The following is a 19,145-nucleotide window of genomic DNA, read 5'->3' as shown; positions in this document are numbered from 1 at the left end:
CAAACCTTATGAATCTGAAAAACTATAAGCCTGCTTTAACGAGACAGCCGGATTTTAACGATTTTTGGGAGAAACGTAAGGTGCCATTCCAGCCTGATGTTAAGGTAAATTGGCTCGATGACTATCCGGTTAAACAAGTAAAGGTGGCAGATGTTACGTTTACATGCCGAGACGGAACACCAATTAGAAGCTGGATGATTGTCCCCAACAATGAACAAAAAACGTTCCCGGCCGTTGTTCATTTTCACGGATATACCGCCGGGCGGGGAGCGGTTCATGAGTTTTTAAAATATGCATTGATGGGAGTCGCGGTCTTTTGCTTTGAGCTTCGGGGGCAGGGATTTTCACCTGATCACGCTCTATACAATAGAGGAAACTATCTTCCAGGCTGGATGACGAACGGAATTGAAGACCTTCTAAACTATTATTACGTGCACGTGTATAAAGACATAATGGACTATCTATCATGGATGAAAAAGCTGGATTTTATTGACTCTAGCCGGTTAGCCGTAATGGGTGAGTCACAAGGCGGCGGTCTCGCACTGGCTGCAGCAGGACTTAATCCTGACGTGAAACTCGCAATCTCTGATTTTCCTTTTTTGTCTCACATTGAAAAAGGAGTCGAGCTAGCATTAGGCGGACCGTATGTTGAGGTGGCTCAGTATTTTAAATACAACGATCCAACGCGGACTTCCTATGAAAACATCATGAAAAACTTTTCCTACGTGGATGCGATGAACTTTTGTCCCGATATCACATGTCCTGTTCTTATGAGCATCGGCTTAAAGGATACGGTGACGCCAGCTGAAACGGTGTTTGCTGCATTTAATCACTTGGCATCAAAAACAAAAGAAATCGACATCTATACGGACTACGGACATGAACCAAATCATTTTAAAGAAGAACGTCGTCTCGAATGGATCGCAAAGTACTTGTTGTAAAAACGTCTTAAGGGGTGTGGACGTATGAATGAGGAAGTCAGTATTGGCATTGATATCGGCGGGACTAAAATTGCTGCGGGGCTTGTTACAATAGAGGGTGCCGTTCTTTACAAGCAAGTTGTCCCTACAGCGACAGAAGGGAAAGAACACATCATCTTTCAGTTGCAGCAGCTGATTCAAAGTTTGCTGGGAGAAGCCAAAAAAATAGGGTTTCGAACTGTAAAAGGGATCGGAATCGGCACTGCCGGTCAGATTGATTTTAAAAATGGAATCGTTAGAAGCGGAACATCCAACATTAAAGACTGGAACGATATCCCGCTAAAAAAGGAGATCCAACAGGCATTCGCGCTCCCGGTTTGGATCGATAACGATGTGAATGTGGTGGCACTTGCTGAATCGTATCTTGGTGCGGCTAAAGGATATGATAACGTCGTTTTCCTGACGCTCGGAACAGGGATCGGCGGAGCAGTTATTCAGGAAGGAAAGCTTTTGCACGGAGAATGGGGTGGAGCGGCAGAACTCGGTCATATGTCGGTTGACCGCAACGGCCCGGCGTGCAATTGCGGCTATAAAGGTTGCCTGGAGGCGTATGCATCAGGAACCGGGATCGCCAATCAGATGAAACAGTACTTTACTAAAAAACCTGAGCTCTACGACGGACCGATAGAAAACATTACCGCACGGGATGTGTTCCAATGGGCTAACGAAGGGAAGGCTTTCGCTAAATCACTTTTAGATGAAGCGATCGACGCTCTTGCCTACGGAACCGTTAACATCATTCACGCTTTTAATCCTTCTCTCCTTGTTTTTGGAGGCGGGATCATCGATCAGCATAGCTGGATTATTCCGGATATCCAGAATCGTGTACGGAACCTTGGTATTTCATCACTTGTTCAATCCGTTTCTTTTTCAAAAGCATATTTTGGCGATGAGGCTGGCGTGATTGGTGCCGGGTATCAAAGCTTTTTATATCGCGAAAACGTTCAAAAGGAGGGTGCGTCTTATGAGGGTTGAAAAAAAAGCGGATATTGTGATTATCGGTGGAAGCACAGGTGGATGTGCGGCGGCTTTATCTGCCTGCAAGATGGGCTATAAAGTAATCATGACCGAAGAAACGAAATGGATCGGCGGACAGCTGACAAGCCAAGCTGTACCACCCGATGAACACCCGTGGATTGAGCAGTTCGGCTGCACGCAAACCTACCGATCGTTCCGGAATAAGGTAAGAGAACATTATTTAAGCAAGTATTCAGTAAAACCAGAACATCGTCATTTATTGTTTAACCCAGGCAACTCACTCGTTAGCCGAATTTCCCATGAACCAAGAGCAGCCCTTCACGTCTTGGAAGAAATGCTCGCACCATACGTACATAACGGACTTCTCACAATATTAACCGAACACAAAATTACCTCCGTTCAGGTGGATGGCGATTATATAAAAGCTGCTACGCTTTTTCATGAGCCTTCACAAAAAGAAGTCGTCCTGCAAGGAACGTATTTTCTCGATGCAACTGATTGCGGCGATGTTCTGCCACTCGCAAACGTTCAGTATGTGACAGGAGCCGAATCCCAGGCACAGACAGATGAACCGCATGCGGGTGCAGGTGAACCTGAACCTCTTAACATGCAGGCAATCACTCACTGTTTTGCTGTTGATTATCGCGAAGGAGAAGATCATACGATTGAAAAGCCAGAATCCTATTCCTTCTGGCGGGATTACCAGCCTGACGTTTGGCCGGATCGTTTATTAAGCTGGACAGCTCCTCAGCCTGTCAGTTTAAAACCCATCACGTATTCGCTCATGCCAAACGCTAACCAATTCTCACTGTTTCAGTACCGAAGACTGATTGATTCCTCTCAATTTGACAACAACGACTTTCCTCATGACATTAGCTTAATTAACTGGCCACAAAATGATTATCTGCTAGGACCTGTTTTTGAAATCGAAGAAAACGATTGCAAACTACATTATAAACAAGCAAAAGAACTTAGTTCATCGCTTTTATATTGGATGCAAACAGAAGCTCCGCGTCCAGATGGCGGGCAAGGTTATCCCGGTCTAAAACTGAGGCCTGATGTTGTCGGAACAGAAGACGGACTTGCGATGTATCCATATATTCGGGAATCCCGCCGGATCCAAGCTGAATTTACCGTGCTGGAGCAGCATTTAAGTGCAGAAATTCGTGGAGATAAAGAGGCCTTCCAATATGAAGACTCTGTTGGAATCGGGTGCTACCGAATCGACCTTCATCCGAGCACGGGCGGCGATAACTATATCGATATTTCGTCTTTACCGTTTCAAATTCCGCTTGGCAGTTTTATTCCGGTTCAGTTTCAAAATCTGATTCCTGCTTGTAAAAATATCGGAACGACTCATATCACAAACGGATGCTATCGACTTCATCCGGTCGAATGGAACATTGGGGAAGTTGCCGGTTATCTCGCTGGCTATTCCATGAAAAAAAGTACAATTCCAAGACATGTACGGAACCATGATCCATTGTTAAAAGATTTTCAAAAAATGCTTACACAGCAGGGAATTGAACTTCAATGGCCGGTCATTCATGCCGTATAAGGAGGTGACTTTTTCGTGATAGATGAACGGTGGAAAGATTATGTCCCTGAAAGTACCCGTGAATCAGATTTTGATACGTTTTGGGAAGAGACCAAACTCGAGTCTAAGAATCAGCCGCTTAAGGTTCGGCTCTCTGACCTCCCATATCCGATTCCAAACATCACAGCAAAAAAGCTGACATTTAAAGGATTTAACGGAACAGACATAACCGGTTTTTACTTAAGACCTGATTCTGTAAAAGAAAACTTGCCATGTTTACTCGTTTTACACGGTTATGGCGGCAACAAAGGCTCGATTGCCAACTACGCAAAATATCTCCTAATGGGTTTTGCAGTGATTGCACTCGACACGAGAGGTCACGGAGAATCAGCGAATGGCAGCTATCCTGCTGGCGGAACCGGTTCATGGGTCACGCAAGGTATTTTGAATCCGCACACTTACTATTACCGTCACGTTTATATGGATGGCGTTCGTTCGTTGGATGTGATCGGAACGCTGCCTGAACTGGATCAAGAAAGGATCGCGATCTATGGCGTAAGTATGGGAGGGGGTATTGCGCTCGCAGTTGCAGGATTGGATGACCGGCCATCGTTCGTAATCGCAGATGTACCGAACATGTGTGATTTGCCGCTCGCCATCCAGTTAAAAATGGAAGGCTCGCTTACACAAGTCGAACAATTTTTGCGTCAATATCCGGACAAACTTAAACAAGTGTTTAAAACACTCTCTTACTTTGATAATAAAAATTTAGCTAAAAATATCTCATGTCCGGTTCAGATTTCTGCAGGTGGCAAAGATCTGATCTGTCCTCCGCAGACCATTTACGGTGTTTATAACCTGATAAAGGCTAAAAAAGATATTCTTTTCTATCCGTTCTCCGGTCATGATCTTCCTGGCAGTGTCAGTCATATAGACGAACTTGTAAACGTGTTATCAACATTCATTACAGAAAGGGTGGCAGAGAGTTGAAAGATACAACCATATTGTGGGTGGATTTCATCGCAAATGCTGACTATCTAGCTTCAAAAGAAAATCAAAAGACGTTCATGAAAAACGCAAAAGATGCTGGTGTTACAAGACTCGTGATCGATGCGAAGATTCCTTTTGGACAGGTGACGTACCCGAGTTCCATCGCCCCGCATGTAAGTTCGGTAAAAGACGGGCGGTATGATGCATGGAGAGGGAGGAGCTTTTTACAAGAGATGCTTGAGCTCGGCCATAGAGAAGGCTTTATCGTTCTCGCAAATCTGGATGTTTTTGCAGAAGGGGAAAAAGCAGCTGGAGAAGGTGTTGCTTACGAAAAAAAGGAGTGGCAAACGGTCTTTTATCAATACAACGCCGAACTTCAGAAGGGAGAATTTCTTTCTGCGGAAGATAGCAGCGAATATGCGGTATGGGTGAACCCAATCCTTCCAGAAGTAGAAGATTACGAGCTTTCTATTTTAAAAGAAGTCGTAGAAAACTATGATGTGGATGGTGTTGTGCTCGACCGATGCAGATATCCGAACGTGTATGGCGATTTTAGCGATTTCAGCAGAAATAGATTTGAAGATTTTACGGGAGAGAAACTAAAGAATTGGCCGGAAGATATCCTCTCTTTTTCAGGAGAAGGAAAGCTAATCAGAGGAACCCATTTCAATAAATGGGCCGAATGGCGCGCAGGAAACATCACGGAATATGTGAAAAAAGCAAAGATAATCGTAAAGAAAAGAAATCCGAATCTACTCTTCAGCATTTATGTAGGATCGTGGCATCCACTCTATTATCACGAAGGGGTGAACTGGGGAAGCAACTCGTTCCAACCGGATTATGATTGGACGTCAGTAACCTATCATGTGACAGGATATGGTGATGAACTCGATTTTATCATGACTGGCTGCTATTATCCGGATGTGACGAAGGATGAGGCGATTGCGAATCTAAAGCCTGCAGACTGGTACAGTGTGGAAGGAGGAATCGAAGTAAGCCTAAAGGTACTGAATGGTAAGACACCGGTCGTTGCTTCTCTCTATCTAAAAGACTATGAGAATAACCCTGAACAGTTTTTAAAAGCGATTGAAATGTGCAAGGAAAGATCTTCCGGTGTGATGCTGTTCGATACAAGCCATTTTAATAGCTTTCAATGGTGGAATTTAGTGAAAATGGCATCTATAAAACAGTAAAAACAGCCGTTGACAAAATTGTCAGTATTATCTTAAAATTAAGAAAGTGGAGGAATTTTTCTTCTTTATCAGATTTTAGGAAATAAAATTCCTTTTTTACGGGTTGGAAACATGCTAGTCATTATGAAAAATGAGGGGGATGTAAAGTGAAGCACGTTAAAAAGGTGTTGGCATTCGTCATGATTTTCTCACTCTTAGCTCTAACCGCTTGTAATGACTCGTCCAGTGGCGGAGCGAAGGATGAAAAAGCAGAAATTACATTTTGGACCATTTCATTAAGCCCTACTTTCGATGATTACATCAACGGCATGATCGCAGATTTTGAGAAAGAAAATCCAAACATTAAAGTCAAGTGGCAGGACATTCCGTTTGATCAAGTTGAAAAGAAAACGCTTACGGCAGCGGCTTCCGGTCAGCTTGGGGATGTCATGAACTTAAACACCGATTACTTGAAAAAACTAGCTGCCCTTGGCGCAGTTAAGAATCTAGAAAAAGATACAAAAGACGTTAAGGACGATTTCTTTGCTGGCATCTGGGATGCAGGAAAGCTTGAAGATGGCACGTACGCGCTGCCATGGTACCTATCAACAGGAGTTGTTCTTTACAATAAAGAGCTCTTAAAGAAAGCCGGCTACGACAATCCTCCAACAACAGAGGAAGAAGCGTGGGAAATGTCGAAAGTGATTAAGGAAAAGACTGGAGCCATCGGACATCTTGTAAAAGACATCCACGTGTATCTGCCAGCGAACGGTGCAGATATTGTTTCTGAAGACTTAAAGAGTGCGGCGATCAACAACCCGAAAGCACTTGAAATTTTTAAAGAGTTTAAACAGCGTTACGATGACGGTTTGATTCCGAAAGAAGCGGTTTTAGGCACATACAAGCATAATGAAGCATTCGCGCAAGAGAAGCTAGCATGGTGGAACATCGGACCACAGTTGTTCAGACAGGTAAAAGACTTGTCGCCTGAAGTGTATGCAAAATCGGATGCAGCTCCAGCAATCTTAGGATCTGAAGAAAAGATCCACGTAGGAATCATGAACGTTGCCGTTGCGGAGAAAACAAAGCATCCTGAAGCAGCGATCAAGTTTGCGAAGTTTGTAACGAACGCGGAAAACCAATTGGCATTCGGTAAAATCGTACCGATTCTTCCATCGGTTATTGAAGCAACAGAGGATGAGTTCTACACGGATGTTAAAGAAGCAACAGACCCGGCAGATAAGGGACGCTACCTAGCTGCAAAACAGCTGGAAAAAGGCGCAAACCTCTTTCCTCCGGTAGAGAACATCTCTCAGATCAACAAAGCGGTTCAAGAAGAGTTCCAGAAAGTATTGCTCGAAGATAAAGATCCGGAGCAGGCGTTGAAAGATGCTGAGACGGAGATCAATAAGTTATTGAAGTAGCAGTTGGGCGTGTGAGTGAGCGTTGGTGCATAGAGCCACTCGTTAGGTGCATAGAAGCCTAGTTTAGGCGCATAGAACTGCGTTTGGCGCATAGAGGTGTAGTTTGAGCGCATAGACTAATCGCTTAGGTGCATAGAAGATGAACTTCGGTTCATAGACCTCACTTTACGGTTCATAGACGCACATCCACGCAATTCCATAATGAATAATAAGGCTGACGCATACGGCTTGGCGTCAGCCAAGTTTCATTATTAGCTCTTTTTAGCAGAAAGAAAGGGGGCATTTCATGTATAAAGCAAGAACAGCCTGGTTGTTTTTGATCCCTACAGGTGTCCTGCTGCTCACGTTCAGTATCATACCGGCGATTGCGGCACTTGGGCTTAGCTTCACGAACTACAATGTTTTTCAGCCGATCGAATGGGTCGGCATCGAGAACTTCTCTAGAGCTTTCGAGGACGACGATTTCTGGAATGCACTCTGGAACACTTTCTATTACTGGATTCTCGTTACACCTGCTTTGATTGTTATCCCGGTTTTTCTTGCGATACTCGTTAACCAGCAGTTGATGGGAATCAAAGTGTACCGGTTAATTTTCTACTTTCCGGCACTTGTTTCCGTTGTTGTAACGGCAATCCTTTGGACATGGATGTTTAAAAGTGATGGGCTTTTTAATGCGGCCCTTCATTCTATTGGTATCAACCCGGTTGACTGGCTCACTGATAAATTTACCGCCATGCCGAGTTTAGCCATAGTAACCGTATGGCAAGGACTCGGCTACTACATGCTTTTTTACCTCGCCGGTTTGCAGGCGGTTTCAAAGGATCTGTACGAAGCGGCTGAACTAGACGGAGCAGGTTTTTGGGCTAAACACATTTACATTACGTTTCCAAGCTTGAAGCCGATCATTTTTTTCGTAACGGTCATCTCCACCATGTCTGCATTTAAAGAGTTCACGCTCATGTTAACGATGACGGCTGGTGGACCGATCGGGTCGACCACAACGCTCGTTTATATGATTTTTGAAAAAGCCTTTACCGATCTTGATATGGGGTATGCAAGTGCAATCTCGACGATTCTGTTCGTCATTATCCTCGTCTTAACACTGATTAATAAGAAGGCACTCGACACACAACAATAGGGAGGTGACAAAATGGAACTGAAAACCGCGGAACTGCAGCCGAATATTCAAGTCAAAAAATCGAGAAAGCTGTCTTTAAAAAATCGACGGAATTTACTAAGGTGGGGAATCTCCTATACGCTTTTAACGTTGCTGGCGGTGGTTACCATCATGCCGTTCTTATGGACCGTATCAACTTCGCTAAAAGGCCAGAACGAAACGATCTTTTCGTATCCGCCTAATTTTATTCCAGAGTCCGTAACATTCGAAAATTTTGTCACCGTATGGAACACGCTGAACTTGCCACTCTACCTATGGAACTCAGTGGTCCTGTCCTTTTGGGGTGTGCTTCTGCCATTATTCTTTTGTTCACTCGCCGCGTTTCCGCTGGCTCGTATGAATTTTAAAGGAAAGAACGTTGTGTTCATGACTATCCTGGCCACGATGATGATTCCAGGAGAAGTCACGATGATTCCCGTTTACTTGACCATCTCAAAGCTTGGCTTGATCGGGACGTATTCGGGGGTAATCCTGCCTGGCGTAGTCAGTGCGTTCGCCATTTTTCTTATGCGGCAAGCGTTTATCGCGATTCCTCGAGATATCGATGAATCGGCAATCATTGACGGCGCTAACGCTTGGCAGATCTGGTGGCACATCCTGCTTCCGATGGTAAAACCGATGCTAGCCACACTGGCGATTTTGAAATTCATTGGCTCATGGAACAACTTCCTATGGCCGCTCCTGATCCTCGAGGACTCGAGCATGTATCCATTAACGGTCGGCTTGTATGAGCTAAAAGGGACGTTCGTTTCAAACACGCGTTTAATTGCAGCGGGGGCAATCATTGCTTTGATACCGATTTTGATCGTATTTATCGCATTCCAAAGCTACTTCATAAAAAGTGCTTACTCCAGTGCGGTAAAAGGTTAAGAGAAAGGGGGAATCTTCATGAACGGTGTAATGGGAAAAGTGAATGTGCTGTGCGAATGGCTAGTGCGACTCGTGTTGATCCAATTCTATTGGGTGCTGTTTTCACTGCTAGGATTAGTCGTATTCGGGTTAGTTCCATCTACAATGGCGATGTTTTCTGTAACCAGACAGCTCGTGATAAAAAATGGAGATGTCCCGCTTTTTCAGACCTTTAAGGAGAACTTTTTTACCCAGTTTTGGAAAGGAACAGGTGCAGGGGCAATCCTGCTTCTCGTTTTTGGCATTTTATATGTAGATTATCGATTTTTTATCGAACATGAATCTATGAGTGCAGTAGCGTTCCTCATAGTGGTGATCAGCTTTTTTGCCGGAATGATCTCGTGTTTCCTTTTCCCAGTCTACGCTCACTATGATGTGGGGGTGTGGGAAGGAATCAAAAAGAGTGTGTTTGTATGTTTGTCGCATTTTCATTACGGGTTGCTTACCATGGCAGGTGTTGGACTGCTGATTGTCCTGTATGTCATGTTCTCAGGGCTTCTGATCATGATTGGCGGGAGTACGATAGCCATGTTTTTAACGATACTTGGACAAAAAGTATTTAAAAATATTGAGCAAAAATATTTAGAGCTGCAAGGAAAAGAAATTCATTGATTAAAAACAATGAAAGGGTGGACGGACATTTCTCTGGAATGCCGTTTTTTCTTTGCACTACATAAAAAAGGAGCTTAAGGAATGAACAATAAGATAGCGCTTGTTCCTGTTGATGCGAGGCCGGCTACACGTGATTTGCCAGGGCAGATTGCCAGGATTGGCGGGTGGGAAGTGGTTGTGCCACCAAAAGAAATTCTTGGGTTTTTGAAAACACCAGGGGATGTTGACGCGGTCCGCGAGTGGGTGGAGGGAGTTGCACCTGAAGTTGAGGGGTTTGTCCTTTCAACAGATATGCTTTGTTATGGCGGACTTGTTCCGTCGAGGATTTCTCCAGATTCGTATGAAATTTTAAACAATCGTTTAACTTCTATAAAAGAATTGAAGAAAAAGTATCCTGAAAAGCCTGTCATGGCTTTTAGCGCGACAATGCGAATCTCCAATAACTATGTGAACGAAGAAGAGAAGCCGTATTGGTCTGAGTATGGAATGGAGATCTATTCGTATTCCTATCAGTATCATCGTTTTTTGAAGACCAGTTTGGAGGAAGCACAGCTTCTTGTAAAAGAAATGGAGGAACGGATTCCGCCTGCCATTTTACAAGATTATAAGGAATCGAGGGAGAAGAATTTCCAGCTGAATCAAGCTCTCTTACAAGGAATCGAGGAAGGCTGGCTGGATCGGCTCGTATTTCCACAGGATGACACATCCGAGTATGGACTAAACATCTTGGAACAAGAGAAACTATCGAGGGAAGTTTTAGAGAAAGAACTTTTTGAGAAAGTAGCGATTTATCCGGGTGCAGATGAGGTCGCAAACTCGCTGGTTGCCCGCATGATCTATGAGCTGGAAGGTGTAGCGAAGCCGATCTTCTACCCATTTTATAGCGGTGAAAAAGGTGCGCTCATCAACGCGTTGTACGAAGACCGTCCGATCGCAGAAAGTGTGAAGGGGCAAGTGTTTGCGTTTAGCAGTTTTATAGAAGCAACTCCTGGTGATGCGGATGTATTGCTCGCGGTCAATGTGCCAGGGAAAAAGCAAGGAGATCCTGCGATTCAAATCTTTTTAGGAGCAGTCGATACGGCAGACCGAAACATCGGCGAATGGGTGCAGCGGATCAAACATTACATCGGTAAAGGACATCTTGTGGCAGTGGCGGATGTAGCTTATGCGAACGGGGCTGATCCTGCGATGATTCCTCAACTGTTGGCCGGAGTGGACGTTCGTGAATTGTCAGGCTTTGCTGCTTGGAATACAGCAGGAAACACACTCGGAACAGTAGTAGCGCAAGCAGCCATGGTTCACTTGGCAAAAGTAAAAGGTCTTGATTTCAATCAACTTATAGATGAACAAATCCTTTTCAGATTGCTTGAGGACTATGTGTATCAAACGGTAGTAAGGCAAAAAGTACGGGCAGAAGTGAAAGATGATGCTCCTGATCTAGCGAAAAGAGTGGAAGAGAAGTTTTTGGAAGAAGTTGCTTCGTTCTTGAAGAAAACATCTTATGAAAAGGACTATAATGGGGTAGTAGACAACGTATTTTTGCCGTGGAACCGCACGTTTGAAATCGGGTTTGAGCTTGAGTTGAAGCAGAAGTCTATGAAGGAAAAAACGATGTAGAATTGACTGGGGTCTGTCCCCGGGACAGACCCCAGTCAATTCAGTCAATGATTGTAACAATCTTCTACATTTTTCAACAATATTCTTGTAATAGAAAATTTTACCCCTTATGATAGAAATAGATTATTTAAGGGGTTGGGACAAATGGGGAAACGTCGGTTTTTAACCGGGTTTGTCATGGTCGCTTGCGTTCTTAGTGTAGTTGGCGGGCATTTTTATTACAATAACAAACTGGAAGAAACAGCTTATGCTGCAAAACTTGAAATGGCAAAAGATGCTCCGAAAGAGAAAACAAAAACAGAAAACACTACAGCTGAAAAACAAACTACCGAACACTTCAAGAATGCACCTGCTGGGATTGCTGATCTTTATGAGCAGAAAAAAGCAGCAGGAGAAAGCTTACAGCTAACTTTAGTCGGATCTTCCTTAACATCAACAGATGAAGGCAGCTGGGCTAAGCTTTTTACAGCGAAAATGAATGAAACGTATGGAAAAGATGTAACGGTTGAAACTACGAGTTTTGGCCAGTTAAATAGTTTGGAACTAACAGATCAACAAGTCTACACAGATTTTGTTCAAAAGAAATCGGATGTAATTTTAATTGAACCTGTGTTAATGAATGATAATAATGGAATCAGCATTAATGATACATTATACGTATTAGATCAGATGATCGCGAAGGTAAAAGAAACGAATCCCGAAGCGGTTATCTTGCTTCAGCCATCGAATCCGATCTATCAGCCGCAAAAATATGCGACTCAAGTAAGCAGTTTGGAAACGTATGCGAAAGAGCAGGGAATTCCTTTTGTGAACCATTGGGAAGCTTGGCCGAGTGTGGAATCAGAGGAGATCAACCAGTACGTGACGAACTTAGTGCCAAACGAAGAAGGTCATAAAGTATGGGCCGATTATATCTATAATGTATTTAAATAAAAAGAATCAGATCTGCCAGGATACCTGGGCAGATTTTTTTTCGTGAAAAAGAGGCATTACAATGAAGTAATACCTCTTTTTCTTATAATCTTTCTTTAACTTTTGAGAACAAGGAATCTCTTAAAGCATCTTTTTCATTCTCGTACTTCGTTTTGAATTCGGATGCCTCTTTTGCTTTGAAGCCATTCTTTTTCAAGTCCTGTTGTAAAGCTGAGTAGATGATATTAAATGCTTGATCCGTATTGGCTTCAAGGTTTTCACCAGCTGATTTATACTTTGAAACAAAATAGCCGACTCTGACTTTTTCGCCATTCGCTTTTTTTGTATGATATTCCGACTCTGCATGTCCGATCAATGATGAAAGTCTGCTGTTTGCTTGTGATTGCAGCGATTCGAATACAGGACGATAATTATTTTTTATTTGCTGTACGGTTACCTTTTTAGGTTTTGGCTGCGAATGATTATGAAAGTTAGGTGAAGCTTTGGTTTGAGTTGCTGTGGTTTCACTCTCTGTTCCGTTTCCAGTGGAAGAAGCAGATGATTCTTGATTTCGTGAATCATGGCTGTCTGCCGGAGTATCATCAGAAGGTGGAACAGGTCCATCTGTGGGAGAATGATCGCCTGGTAAATCAAGCTTGTATTGTTCCTCTGTTATTTCGGCTACTTTCTTATCTGCTGTATTATACGTTTTTACATTTATTATGTAGTAAACATATCCGCCGACACTTGCACCGATGAGAACCAAGGCAAGAAGAGAATATAATAGGGTTTTTCTCATTAAAATCCTCCATTGTTATTATTTTAGAAAACTATATTATTTTACCATCTAATCCTTTTATAAACAATTCATTTTAATAAAAAATTGACGTATAAGATATGAAACGCTAGCATGAAATAAGGGTGTTTCGCCCATAATGTATACACATGTCCTGATTAAAGGAGAGATATTGGAATGGCTGAAAAAGTAAAAGTAATGACAATCTTCGGTACCCGGCCAGAAGCGATTAAAATGGCGCCGCTTGTACTGGAGTTAGAAAAATATAATGAGCAGATTGAATCTGTAGTAACGGTAACGGCCCAGCACCGAGAAATGTTGGATCAAGTGTTGGAGATTTTCGGAGTAACGCCAGATCATGATTTGAACATCATGAAGGACCGCCAATCACTGATTGATGTAACGACTCGTGCACTTCAAGGGCTAGATGAAATCATGAAAAAAGAAGAACCTGACGTTGTCCTTGTTCATGGTGACACGACGACGACTTTTGTAGCGAGCCTCGCTGCACTTTATAACAAGATTGCGGTTGGACACGTTGAAGCGGGACTTCGTACATGGAATAAATATTCTCCGTATCCTGAAGAAATGAACCGCCAGTTGACGGGTGTCATCTCAGACTTGAACTTTGCGCCAACTGATACTGCTGCGAAGAACCTGCTTAACGAAAATAAGTCCGGTGACAGCATTTATGTGACAGGGAACACGGCGATCGATGCGTTAAAAACAACTGTAAAAGATGATTATTCGCATGAAGTGTTAGAAAAACTCGGGAATGACAGACTGATTCTTTTAACGGCACACCGTCGTGAAAACTTAGGTGACCCGATGCGTAACATGTTCCGCGCGATTAAACGCTTAGTGAATGAACATGACGACGTACAGGTGGTATATCCCGTGCATCTCAACCCAGCTGTACGTGAAGTAGCAGATGAAATTTTGAAAGGCGACAGCCGTATCCATTTGATTGAGCCTCTAGGCGTTGTGGATTTCCATAACTTCGCATCACGGGCGCACATCATTCTAACAGATAGTGGCGGTGTTCAAGAAGAAGCACCATCACTCGGCGTTCCGGTTCTTGTATTGCGTGACACGACTGAACGTCCAGAAGGAATCGAAGCAGGTACATTAAAGCTTGCTGGAACAGATGAAGAGACCATTTATGGACTTGCTAAGGAACTCCTGACAGACGATGCAGCATATGAAGAAATGTCTAGAGCTTCTAACCCTTATGGTGACGGGGACGCAAGCCGACGAATTGTAGAAGCGATTCTGCATTACTTCGGCAAATCAACTGAGCGTCCAGATACGTTTAGGGTTTTATAGTACAAAAGTAGGGGGTCTGACCCCACACAAATACAAAACAAGTAAAAACCTCCACGTCAGGCGGACACTTTCGCCGTCGTGGAGGTTTTTCGTCATTATATACAAACCTCTATATAAGCTTTATTATTACTTATTAATTATCACCATGTTCTTGCTTCCATCCCACTTTACATCTGCTCCGAACGCTTCTGCAAAGAATCGAACGGGCACGACCATTCTATCTTTTATGATGATAGGTGCTGTATCCAATGTGACATCTTTGCCATTCACTTTTGCAATATTAGAAAGGTATTTTAATTCTACAGTTGTCCCGTTCAATTCGGCATATACTTTGTAATTGGCCGCGTCCCACTTTATGGTTGCGCCTAATGCTTCACCAACGCCACGGAACGGTGCAAGTGTACGGTCGTCAATTAAAACGGCTGGCTGATCAAACGTTTGTTTAATACCATTCACGGAGACTCCGACTTCTTGAAGCTTTTCACTACGTGCATACAAGTAGCCGTCGATTTCAGAAGTCGGTCCCATTACGATTAGAGGCTTTTTCTTTGTGTCCAACCAGCTCAATAATGTTTTCATATTCGCTTCAGAAACGGCTACACAACCGGCAGTCGCTGATGTTGAACTTTTCCACATATGCAGGAAAATTGCGCTGCCTTTACCAGGAACGATCGGATTTTCATTGTACTTAATCACTGCCCCATATTTGTACAAGGGATGATTCATTCGCTCAAACGATTTCCAGCGTGTACTCGGGTTCCCCGTATAATAAATCCACTTGTTATAATCCACAGAAGAAACATCGTCCACCCAATAATCATATACCGTCGTTACTCGGTACGAATACGTGGCATTGGCTGGTTTTGATGCCCACCCAAAGCCGGTCCCCATGTTGTAGATGCCAGTTGGAGAAGCACCGCCGCCTTCCTTCATCACTTTGGTGAACCCGTTATACCCTATGGTAGCTGGCATGTCACTTAAAGCCTTTTGCCAGACACCGTTCACTTTTTCATATGTAGTTAATTTTGCATATTTCGTATCCCAGCCGTTCGCTTCCACAATGATCATCTGAGATTCATTAAAAAACTTGCTTGAGATCAGTTTTTGACGGGGGAATTCTTCAGCTAAAGCTGGTTTTGAAAAAATGCACATCCACAAAACATATGCTACACCGAATAATAGCCAACGTTTATTCATCGTTTCACCTTCAGTTCGTCATTATTTCATTATTTCCATCGTAAACGAACCCCATAAACATACACCAGTCCGAAAAGACTCAAAAAAACCAGTTATGCCTATTTCTATGAACCAAAAACTATGCTCTATGCACCAAAAACAAATCTCTATGAAAGTCCTATGAACCAAACGATTTCCTATGAATCGAAATCTCAGCCCTATGAACCAAAGTGAACCTTCTATGAACCATAACCCAATAAAGGAGTTCACCACCCCAATAGAGAAACTAAAAAAGTCATTTTATAAAAAAGGAGCAAAATATGGGATACATCAGCGAATTAAGGGAATTAATCGGAACACGACCGATCATCATGGTCGGTGCTAATGTACTTTTGTTGAACGACAAAAACGAACTGTTGATGCAGCTAAGAACCGACAACGAGATGTGGGGATTATCTGGCGGGGCTATTGAACCTGGAGAACAGCTGGAGGACGCTGCAAAACGGGAACTTCAAGAAGAGACGGGACTGACAGCCAAGCGCCTAACGCTTTTCAATATTTTTTCCGGAGAAGAATTTTATTACCAATATCCGCATGGTGATGAAGTATACAACGTTGTTGCAACCTATATATGCCGAGATTATGAGGGTGAGCTAAAAGTAGATGAACACGAGGTGAAAGCTCTTCAATTTTTCCCTCTAAGCAAACTGCCATCCAACATTAACATACCGGATCTCCCCATCATTCAAGAGTTCCTCTCCACACAAAACTCCTTTCAACCAAAATAAATAAAGCCCCGTCAATTAGGCAGGGCTTCCACTCTATTTATATACAACTTCATCTTTTTCATTCTTTTGATCTTTTTTCTCTTGTTCTTCACGTTCTTTTTTCTCAGAAAGATCGAAATCATACATCGTTGAAAAAACATTTTCGGCAGCAAAAAGTAGGCTGCTAGAACAATAGGTAAGAACATAAATAAAAAGACGAGATTACAAAAACCATGCATTTCTCTCATTCTTCTAAAAGTTGGTATATAAAGATAATATACGACTTATTTTTACTGCCTTAACGACGATTCTACCATATATCTACAGATAGCAAAGGTGATTTATTTTACAAACTCTTTATCTATAAGAAACAAAAAAATTACATAATTCTACTAAATTAATAAAATTTTTACACAATATCTCTTACATTATTATTCTGAAAATATATAATTATAATTATAGTGGTGATTAAAAAAATTTGTAATATGGGGGATGGATATGTCGAATAAACCTTTTTCAAAAATGAGCCGTACGGTGTTAGCCACCACGATGGCTCTTTCGGTACTAGCTGCACCTATTACGTGGAAAGATGTCGTGAACGCTGAGGAACCTATTAAATTTACAGATGTGAAAGAAAATTATTGGGCGAATGCTATGATTCATGAATTAGCCAATGAAAAACTAGTAAATGGCATTGGTGACAATAAATTTGGGCCAGAGCTTGAACTAACGCGGGTGCAATTCATCGTGATGATCAACCGTGCTTTAAAACTGCCGGCAACTGAAGAAAAGACACCATTTACAGATCTGCCAGCATGGGCAGCGGATGATGTCGCAAAAGCTTATGCGGCGGGCCTTGTAAAAGGGACGACGGAAACGAAGCTGGATCCTTCCAAGACACTTTCACGCGAAGAAATGATCGTCATGCTTGTAAGAGCGTACGAATACCACCTGGAAGGAAAAGTGGATCCTACTGAAACGCCTGACTATAAAGATATGAATCAAGTAAGCCCTTGGGCGAAAGAGTTTGTAAACATCGCTGTTGAACACGGATTGATCAATGGAAAAACAGCAACGACTATTGCTCCTAAAGATGCAACGATTCGAGCTGAAGGGGCAGCGGTAATACATAAATTGCTGAAAAGTTCGCTCGTTTCTATACAGCTATTAGGAATCAACGACTTCCACGGGCAAATTAACACAACGAAGATGGTTGGCGGAAAACCAGCTGGTGGAGCAGCATACTTAAGTGCTTATTTAAGGAAACATGAAGCGGAAAACCCTGAGAATACATTGATGGTCCACGCGGGTGACGCTGTCGGTGCGAGTGCGCCTGCATCAGCACTTCTTCAGGACGAGCCTACGATTGAAATCTTTAACGCACTTGGATTTGATGTCGGTACGCTTGGAAACCATGAGTTTGACGAAGGTGTCGATGAAATGAAACGCCTGATCTTTGGAGGCGAACATGAAGCAACAGGTGATTTTGGCGGAGCTGACTTCCCGTATGTTGCAGCAAATGTTGTGGATGAAAAAACGAAGCGACCGATCCTGGAGCCTTACGTGGTTCAAGAGGTTGACGGCGTTAAGGTTGGATTCATCGGCGTTGTTTACTCGGATACGCCTGATATCGTAATCCCGAGTGGAGTAAAAGGCATCTCATTTACCGATGAGACAGAAGCGATCAACAAGTATGCAGCTGAGCTAAAGGACAAAGGCATTGAATCTATCGTAGTTTTAGCGCACAACCCTGCGTACTCTGACGCTGACGGGAAGAATGCAGTTGGGGAATTAATTGATATCGCTAAAAATGCGGATGATGAAGTGGACGTATTATATGCGGGTCATAACCATGCATTTACGAACACAACGGTTGATAATAAGTTAATCGTACAATCTTACGCTTCAGGTACAGCTTTTTCTGATATTGACCTATTAATCAACAAAAAGACGGGGGACATCGTTAAAAAGTCAGCTGAAGTGATCACGACGTTCCATGAGGGAATGAAGCCAGATGCTGAAATCGAAGCGATGGTTAAAGGAGCTTACGATAAAGTAAAAGATCAGTTGAACAAAGTGATCGGGCAAGCACCGAACGGAATCAGTGATGATGCAAACGAACACGGTGAAGTTCCGATGGGAAATCTGATCGCTGACTCCATGATCGCTCAAACAGGAACTGAGTTTGCGTTCATGAATCCTGGCGGAATCCGATCAGCTATCGATGCTGGCGACATTACGTGGGAAGACGCATTTACGGTACAGCCATTCGGGAATGACCTCGTAACCATGGACCTTACCGGTGCGCAAGTGATTGAATTATTGAACCAGCAATGGGTAACAGGACGAGAAAAGATCCTTCAAATCGCTGGATTGAAAGTGACGTACACGTCTAAAGAAGTAGAGCCTGGTAAATTTGAAGGTCAAGTAAAAGACGTATTCCTTGCTGATGGAACAACAAAGATTGATCCAAATGCGACGTACAGTGTAACTGTAAACAACTTCATGGCAGGCGGCGGAGATGGGTACACGGTATTGTTAGATGGTGCTAACAAACAGGTTGATATCACAGATCTAGATGCGTTGATCAAGCATATCGAAACATTAAAAACCGTCGACCCTCAAACCGAAGGCCGTATCACAAAAGAATAGGACAGGGGGTCTGACCCCATACAAATACAAAACCACTCATTTCGTCCACCTGGAAAGGACACGGCATACAGTCGTGTTCCTTCCCAGGTGGTTTTATTTACTCATTTTTCTCTTAAAGAA

The 19,145-nt window shown here is 43.0% G+C and carries 16 protein-coding genes; 14 read left to right on the top strand and 2 right to left on the bottom strand.

The features are described 5' to 3' along the window. Positions 1-8: 8 nt before the first annotated feature. From M3196_RS17620 to M3196_RS17570, 11 genes are all read left to right on the top strand, one after another. Positions 9-941, top strand: coding sequence for an acetylxylan esterase (locus M3196_RS17620; protein WP_251323655.1), 933 nt, complete (start codon positions 9-11; stop codon positions 939-941). 24 nt (positions 942-965) lie between these two features. Beyond that, positions 966-1,955, top strand: coding sequence for an ROK family protein (locus M3196_RS17615; RefSeq protein WP_251323654.1), 990 nt, complete (start codon positions 966-968; stop codon positions 1,953-1,955). Then, positions 1,945-3,516: an FAD-dependent oxidoreductase gene (locus M3196_RS17610; protein WP_251323653.1), complete on the top strand. Its 1,572-nt coding sequence runs from the start codon at positions 1,945-1,947 to the stop codon at positions 3,514-3,516. Before M3196_RS17615 ends, M3196_RS17610 begins: the two co-directional genes overlap by 11 nt. 15 nt (positions 3,517-3,531) lie before the next feature. Beyond that, positions 3,532-4,485, top strand: a complete 954-nt coding sequence (locus tag M3196_RS17605) for an acetylxylan esterase (protein ID WP_251323652.1) — start codon at positions 3,532-3,534, stop codon at positions 4,483-4,485. Next, the gene (locus M3196_RS17600) at positions 4,482-5,678 is read left to right on the top strand and encodes an alpha amylase family protein (protein WP_251323651.1); all 1,197 of its coding nucleotides are present in this window, start codon (positions 4,482-4,484) and stop codon (positions 5,676-5,678) included. The genes M3196_RS17605 and M3196_RS17600 overlap by 4 nt, the downstream gene beginning before the upstream one ends. Positions 5,679-5,824: 146 nt before the next feature. After that, entirely contained in the window at positions 5,825-7,081 is a 1,257-nt protein-coding gene (locus M3196_RS17595; protein ID WP_251323650.1) for an ABC transporter substrate-binding protein, read from the top strand. A 286-nt stretch (positions 7,082-7,367) separates the two neighbouring features. Continuing rightward, the gene (locus M3196_RS17590; RefSeq protein ID WP_251323649.1) at positions 7,368-8,219 is read left to right on the top strand and encodes a carbohydrate ABC transporter permease; all 852 of its coding nucleotides are present in this window, start codon (positions 7,368-7,370) and stop codon (positions 8,217-8,219) included. Between the two features lie 12 nt (positions 8,220-8,231). Then, on the top strand, positions 8,232-9,128 hold the full coding sequence (locus M3196_RS17585; protein ID WP_251323648.1) for a carbohydrate ABC transporter permease: 897 nt from the start codon (positions 8,232-8,234) through the stop codon (positions 9,126-9,128). 18 nt (positions 9,129-9,146) lie between these two features. After that, positions 9,147-9,779: a YesL family protein gene (locus M3196_RS17580; RefSeq protein WP_251323647.1), complete on the top strand. Its 633-nt coding sequence runs from the start codon at positions 9,147-9,149 to the stop codon at positions 9,777-9,779. 81 nt (positions 9,780-9,860) lie between these two features. Continuing rightward, a complete protein-coding gene (locus M3196_RS17575; protein ID WP_251323646.1) occupies positions 9,861-11,396 on the top strand; it encodes a DUF4127 family protein in 1,536 nt (511 codons plus the stop codon). 144 nt (positions 11,397-11,540) lie between these two features. After that, complete coding sequence (locus M3196_RS17570; RefSeq protein WP_251323645.1) at positions 11,541-12,329, top strand: SGNH/GDSL hydrolase family protein; 789 nt, start codon at positions 11,541-11,543, stop codon at positions 12,327-12,329. An 82-nt stretch (positions 12,330-12,411) separates the two neighbouring features. Here M3196_RS17570 and M3196_RS17565 read toward each other — a convergent pair whose 3' ends face one another. Then, the gene (locus M3196_RS17565; RefSeq protein ID WP_251323644.1) at positions 12,412-13,107 is read right to left on the bottom strand and encodes a hypothetical protein; all 696 of its coding nucleotides are present in this window, start codon (positions 13,105-13,107) and stop codon (positions 12,412-12,414) included. 174 nt (positions 13,108-13,281) lie between these two features. Between M3196_RS17565 and wecB the strand changes: the two genes are divergently transcribed. Further along, positions 13,282-14,430 carry a non-hydrolyzing UDP-N-acetylglucosamine 2-epimerase gene (wecB, locus tag M3196_RS17560; RefSeq protein WP_251323643.1) on the top strand — a complete coding sequence of 383 codons (1,149 nt, stop codon included), beginning with the start codon at positions 13,282-13,284 and terminating at the stop codon, positions 14,428-14,430. 126 nt (positions 14,431-14,556) lie between these two features. Here the strand turns inward: wecB and M3196_RS17555 are convergent, their stop codons facing one another. Beyond that, the gene (locus M3196_RS17555; RefSeq protein WP_251323642.1) at positions 14,557-15,627 is read right to left on the bottom strand and encodes a stalk domain-containing protein; all 1,071 of its coding nucleotides are present in this window, start codon (positions 15,625-15,627) and stop codon (positions 14,557-14,559) included. A 299-nt stretch (positions 15,628-15,926) separates the two neighbouring features. Between M3196_RS17555 and M3196_RS17550 the strand changes: the two genes are divergently transcribed. Next, the gene (locus M3196_RS17550) at positions 15,927-16,394 is read left to right on the top strand and encodes an NUDIX hydrolase (protein WP_251323641.1); all 468 of its coding nucleotides are present in this window, start codon (positions 15,927-15,929) and stop codon (positions 16,392-16,394) included. A 477-nt stretch (positions 16,395-16,871) separates the two neighbouring features. Beyond that, on the top strand, positions 16,872-19,025 hold the full coding sequence (locus M3196_RS17545; protein WP_251323640.1) for a 5'-nucleotidase C-terminal domain-containing protein: 2,154 nt from the start codon (positions 16,872-16,874) through the stop codon (positions 19,023-19,025). Positions 19,026-19,145 lie beyond the last annotated feature (120 nt).

It is taken from the genome of Fictibacillus nanhaiensis (assembly GCF_023715445.1).
Taxonomy (GTDB): domain Bacteria; phylum Bacillota; class Bacilli; order Bacillales; family Fictibacillaceae; genus Fictibacillus; species Fictibacillus nanhaiensis_D.
Note: the sequence above shows the minus strand (reverse complement) of the source record. Positions and strands in the feature narration are given on the sequence as shown.

Coding starts and splice junctions, on each gene's coding strand:
- M3196_RS17550 (WP_251323641.1), top strand. CDS start 15,927: ATGGGATACATCAGCGAATTAAGGGAATTAATCGGAACACGACCGATC.
- M3196_RS17565 (WP_251323644.1), bottom strand. CDS start 13,107: ATGAGAAAAACCCTATTATATTCTCTTCTTGCCTTGGTTCTCATCGGT.
- M3196_RS17570 (WP_251323645.1), top strand. CDS start 11,541: ATGGGGAAACGTCGGTTTTTAACCGGGTTTGTCATGGTCGCTTGCGTT.
- M3196_RS17545 (WP_251323640.1), top strand. CDS start 16,872: ATGTCGAATAAACCTTTTTCAAAAATGAGCCGTACGGTGTTAGCCACC.
- M3196_RS17610 (WP_251323653.1), top strand. CDS start 1,945: ATGAGGGTTGAAAAAAAAGCGGATATTGTGATTATCGGTGGAAGCACA.
- wecB (WP_251323643.1), top strand. CDS start 13,282: ATGGCTGAAAAAGTAAAAGTAATGACAATCTTCGGTACCCGGCCAGAA.
- M3196_RS17590 (WP_251323649.1), top strand. CDS start 7,368: ATGTATAAAGCAAGAACAGCCTGGTTGTTTTTGATCCCTACAGGTGTC.
- M3196_RS17615 (WP_251323654.1), top strand. CDS start 966: ATGAATGAGGAAGTCAGTATTGGCATTGATATCGGCGGGACTAAAATT.
- M3196_RS17585 (WP_251323648.1), top strand. CDS start 8,232: ATGGAACTGAAAACCGCGGAACTGCAGCCGAATATTCAAGTCAAAAAA.
- M3196_RS17620 (WP_251323655.1), top strand. CDS start 9: ATGAATCTGAAAAACTATAAGCCTGCTTTAACGAGACAGCCGGATTTT.
- M3196_RS17555 (WP_251323642.1), bottom strand. CDS start 15,627: ATGAATAAACGTTGGCTATTATTCGGTGTAGCATATGTTTTGTGGATG.
- M3196_RS17580 (WP_251323647.1), top strand. CDS start 9,147: ATGAACGGTGTAATGGGAAAAGTGAATGTGCTGTGCGAATGGCTAGTG.
- M3196_RS17575 (WP_251323646.1), top strand. CDS start 9,861: ATGAACAATAAGATAGCGCTTGTTCCTGTTGATGCGAGGCCGGCTACA.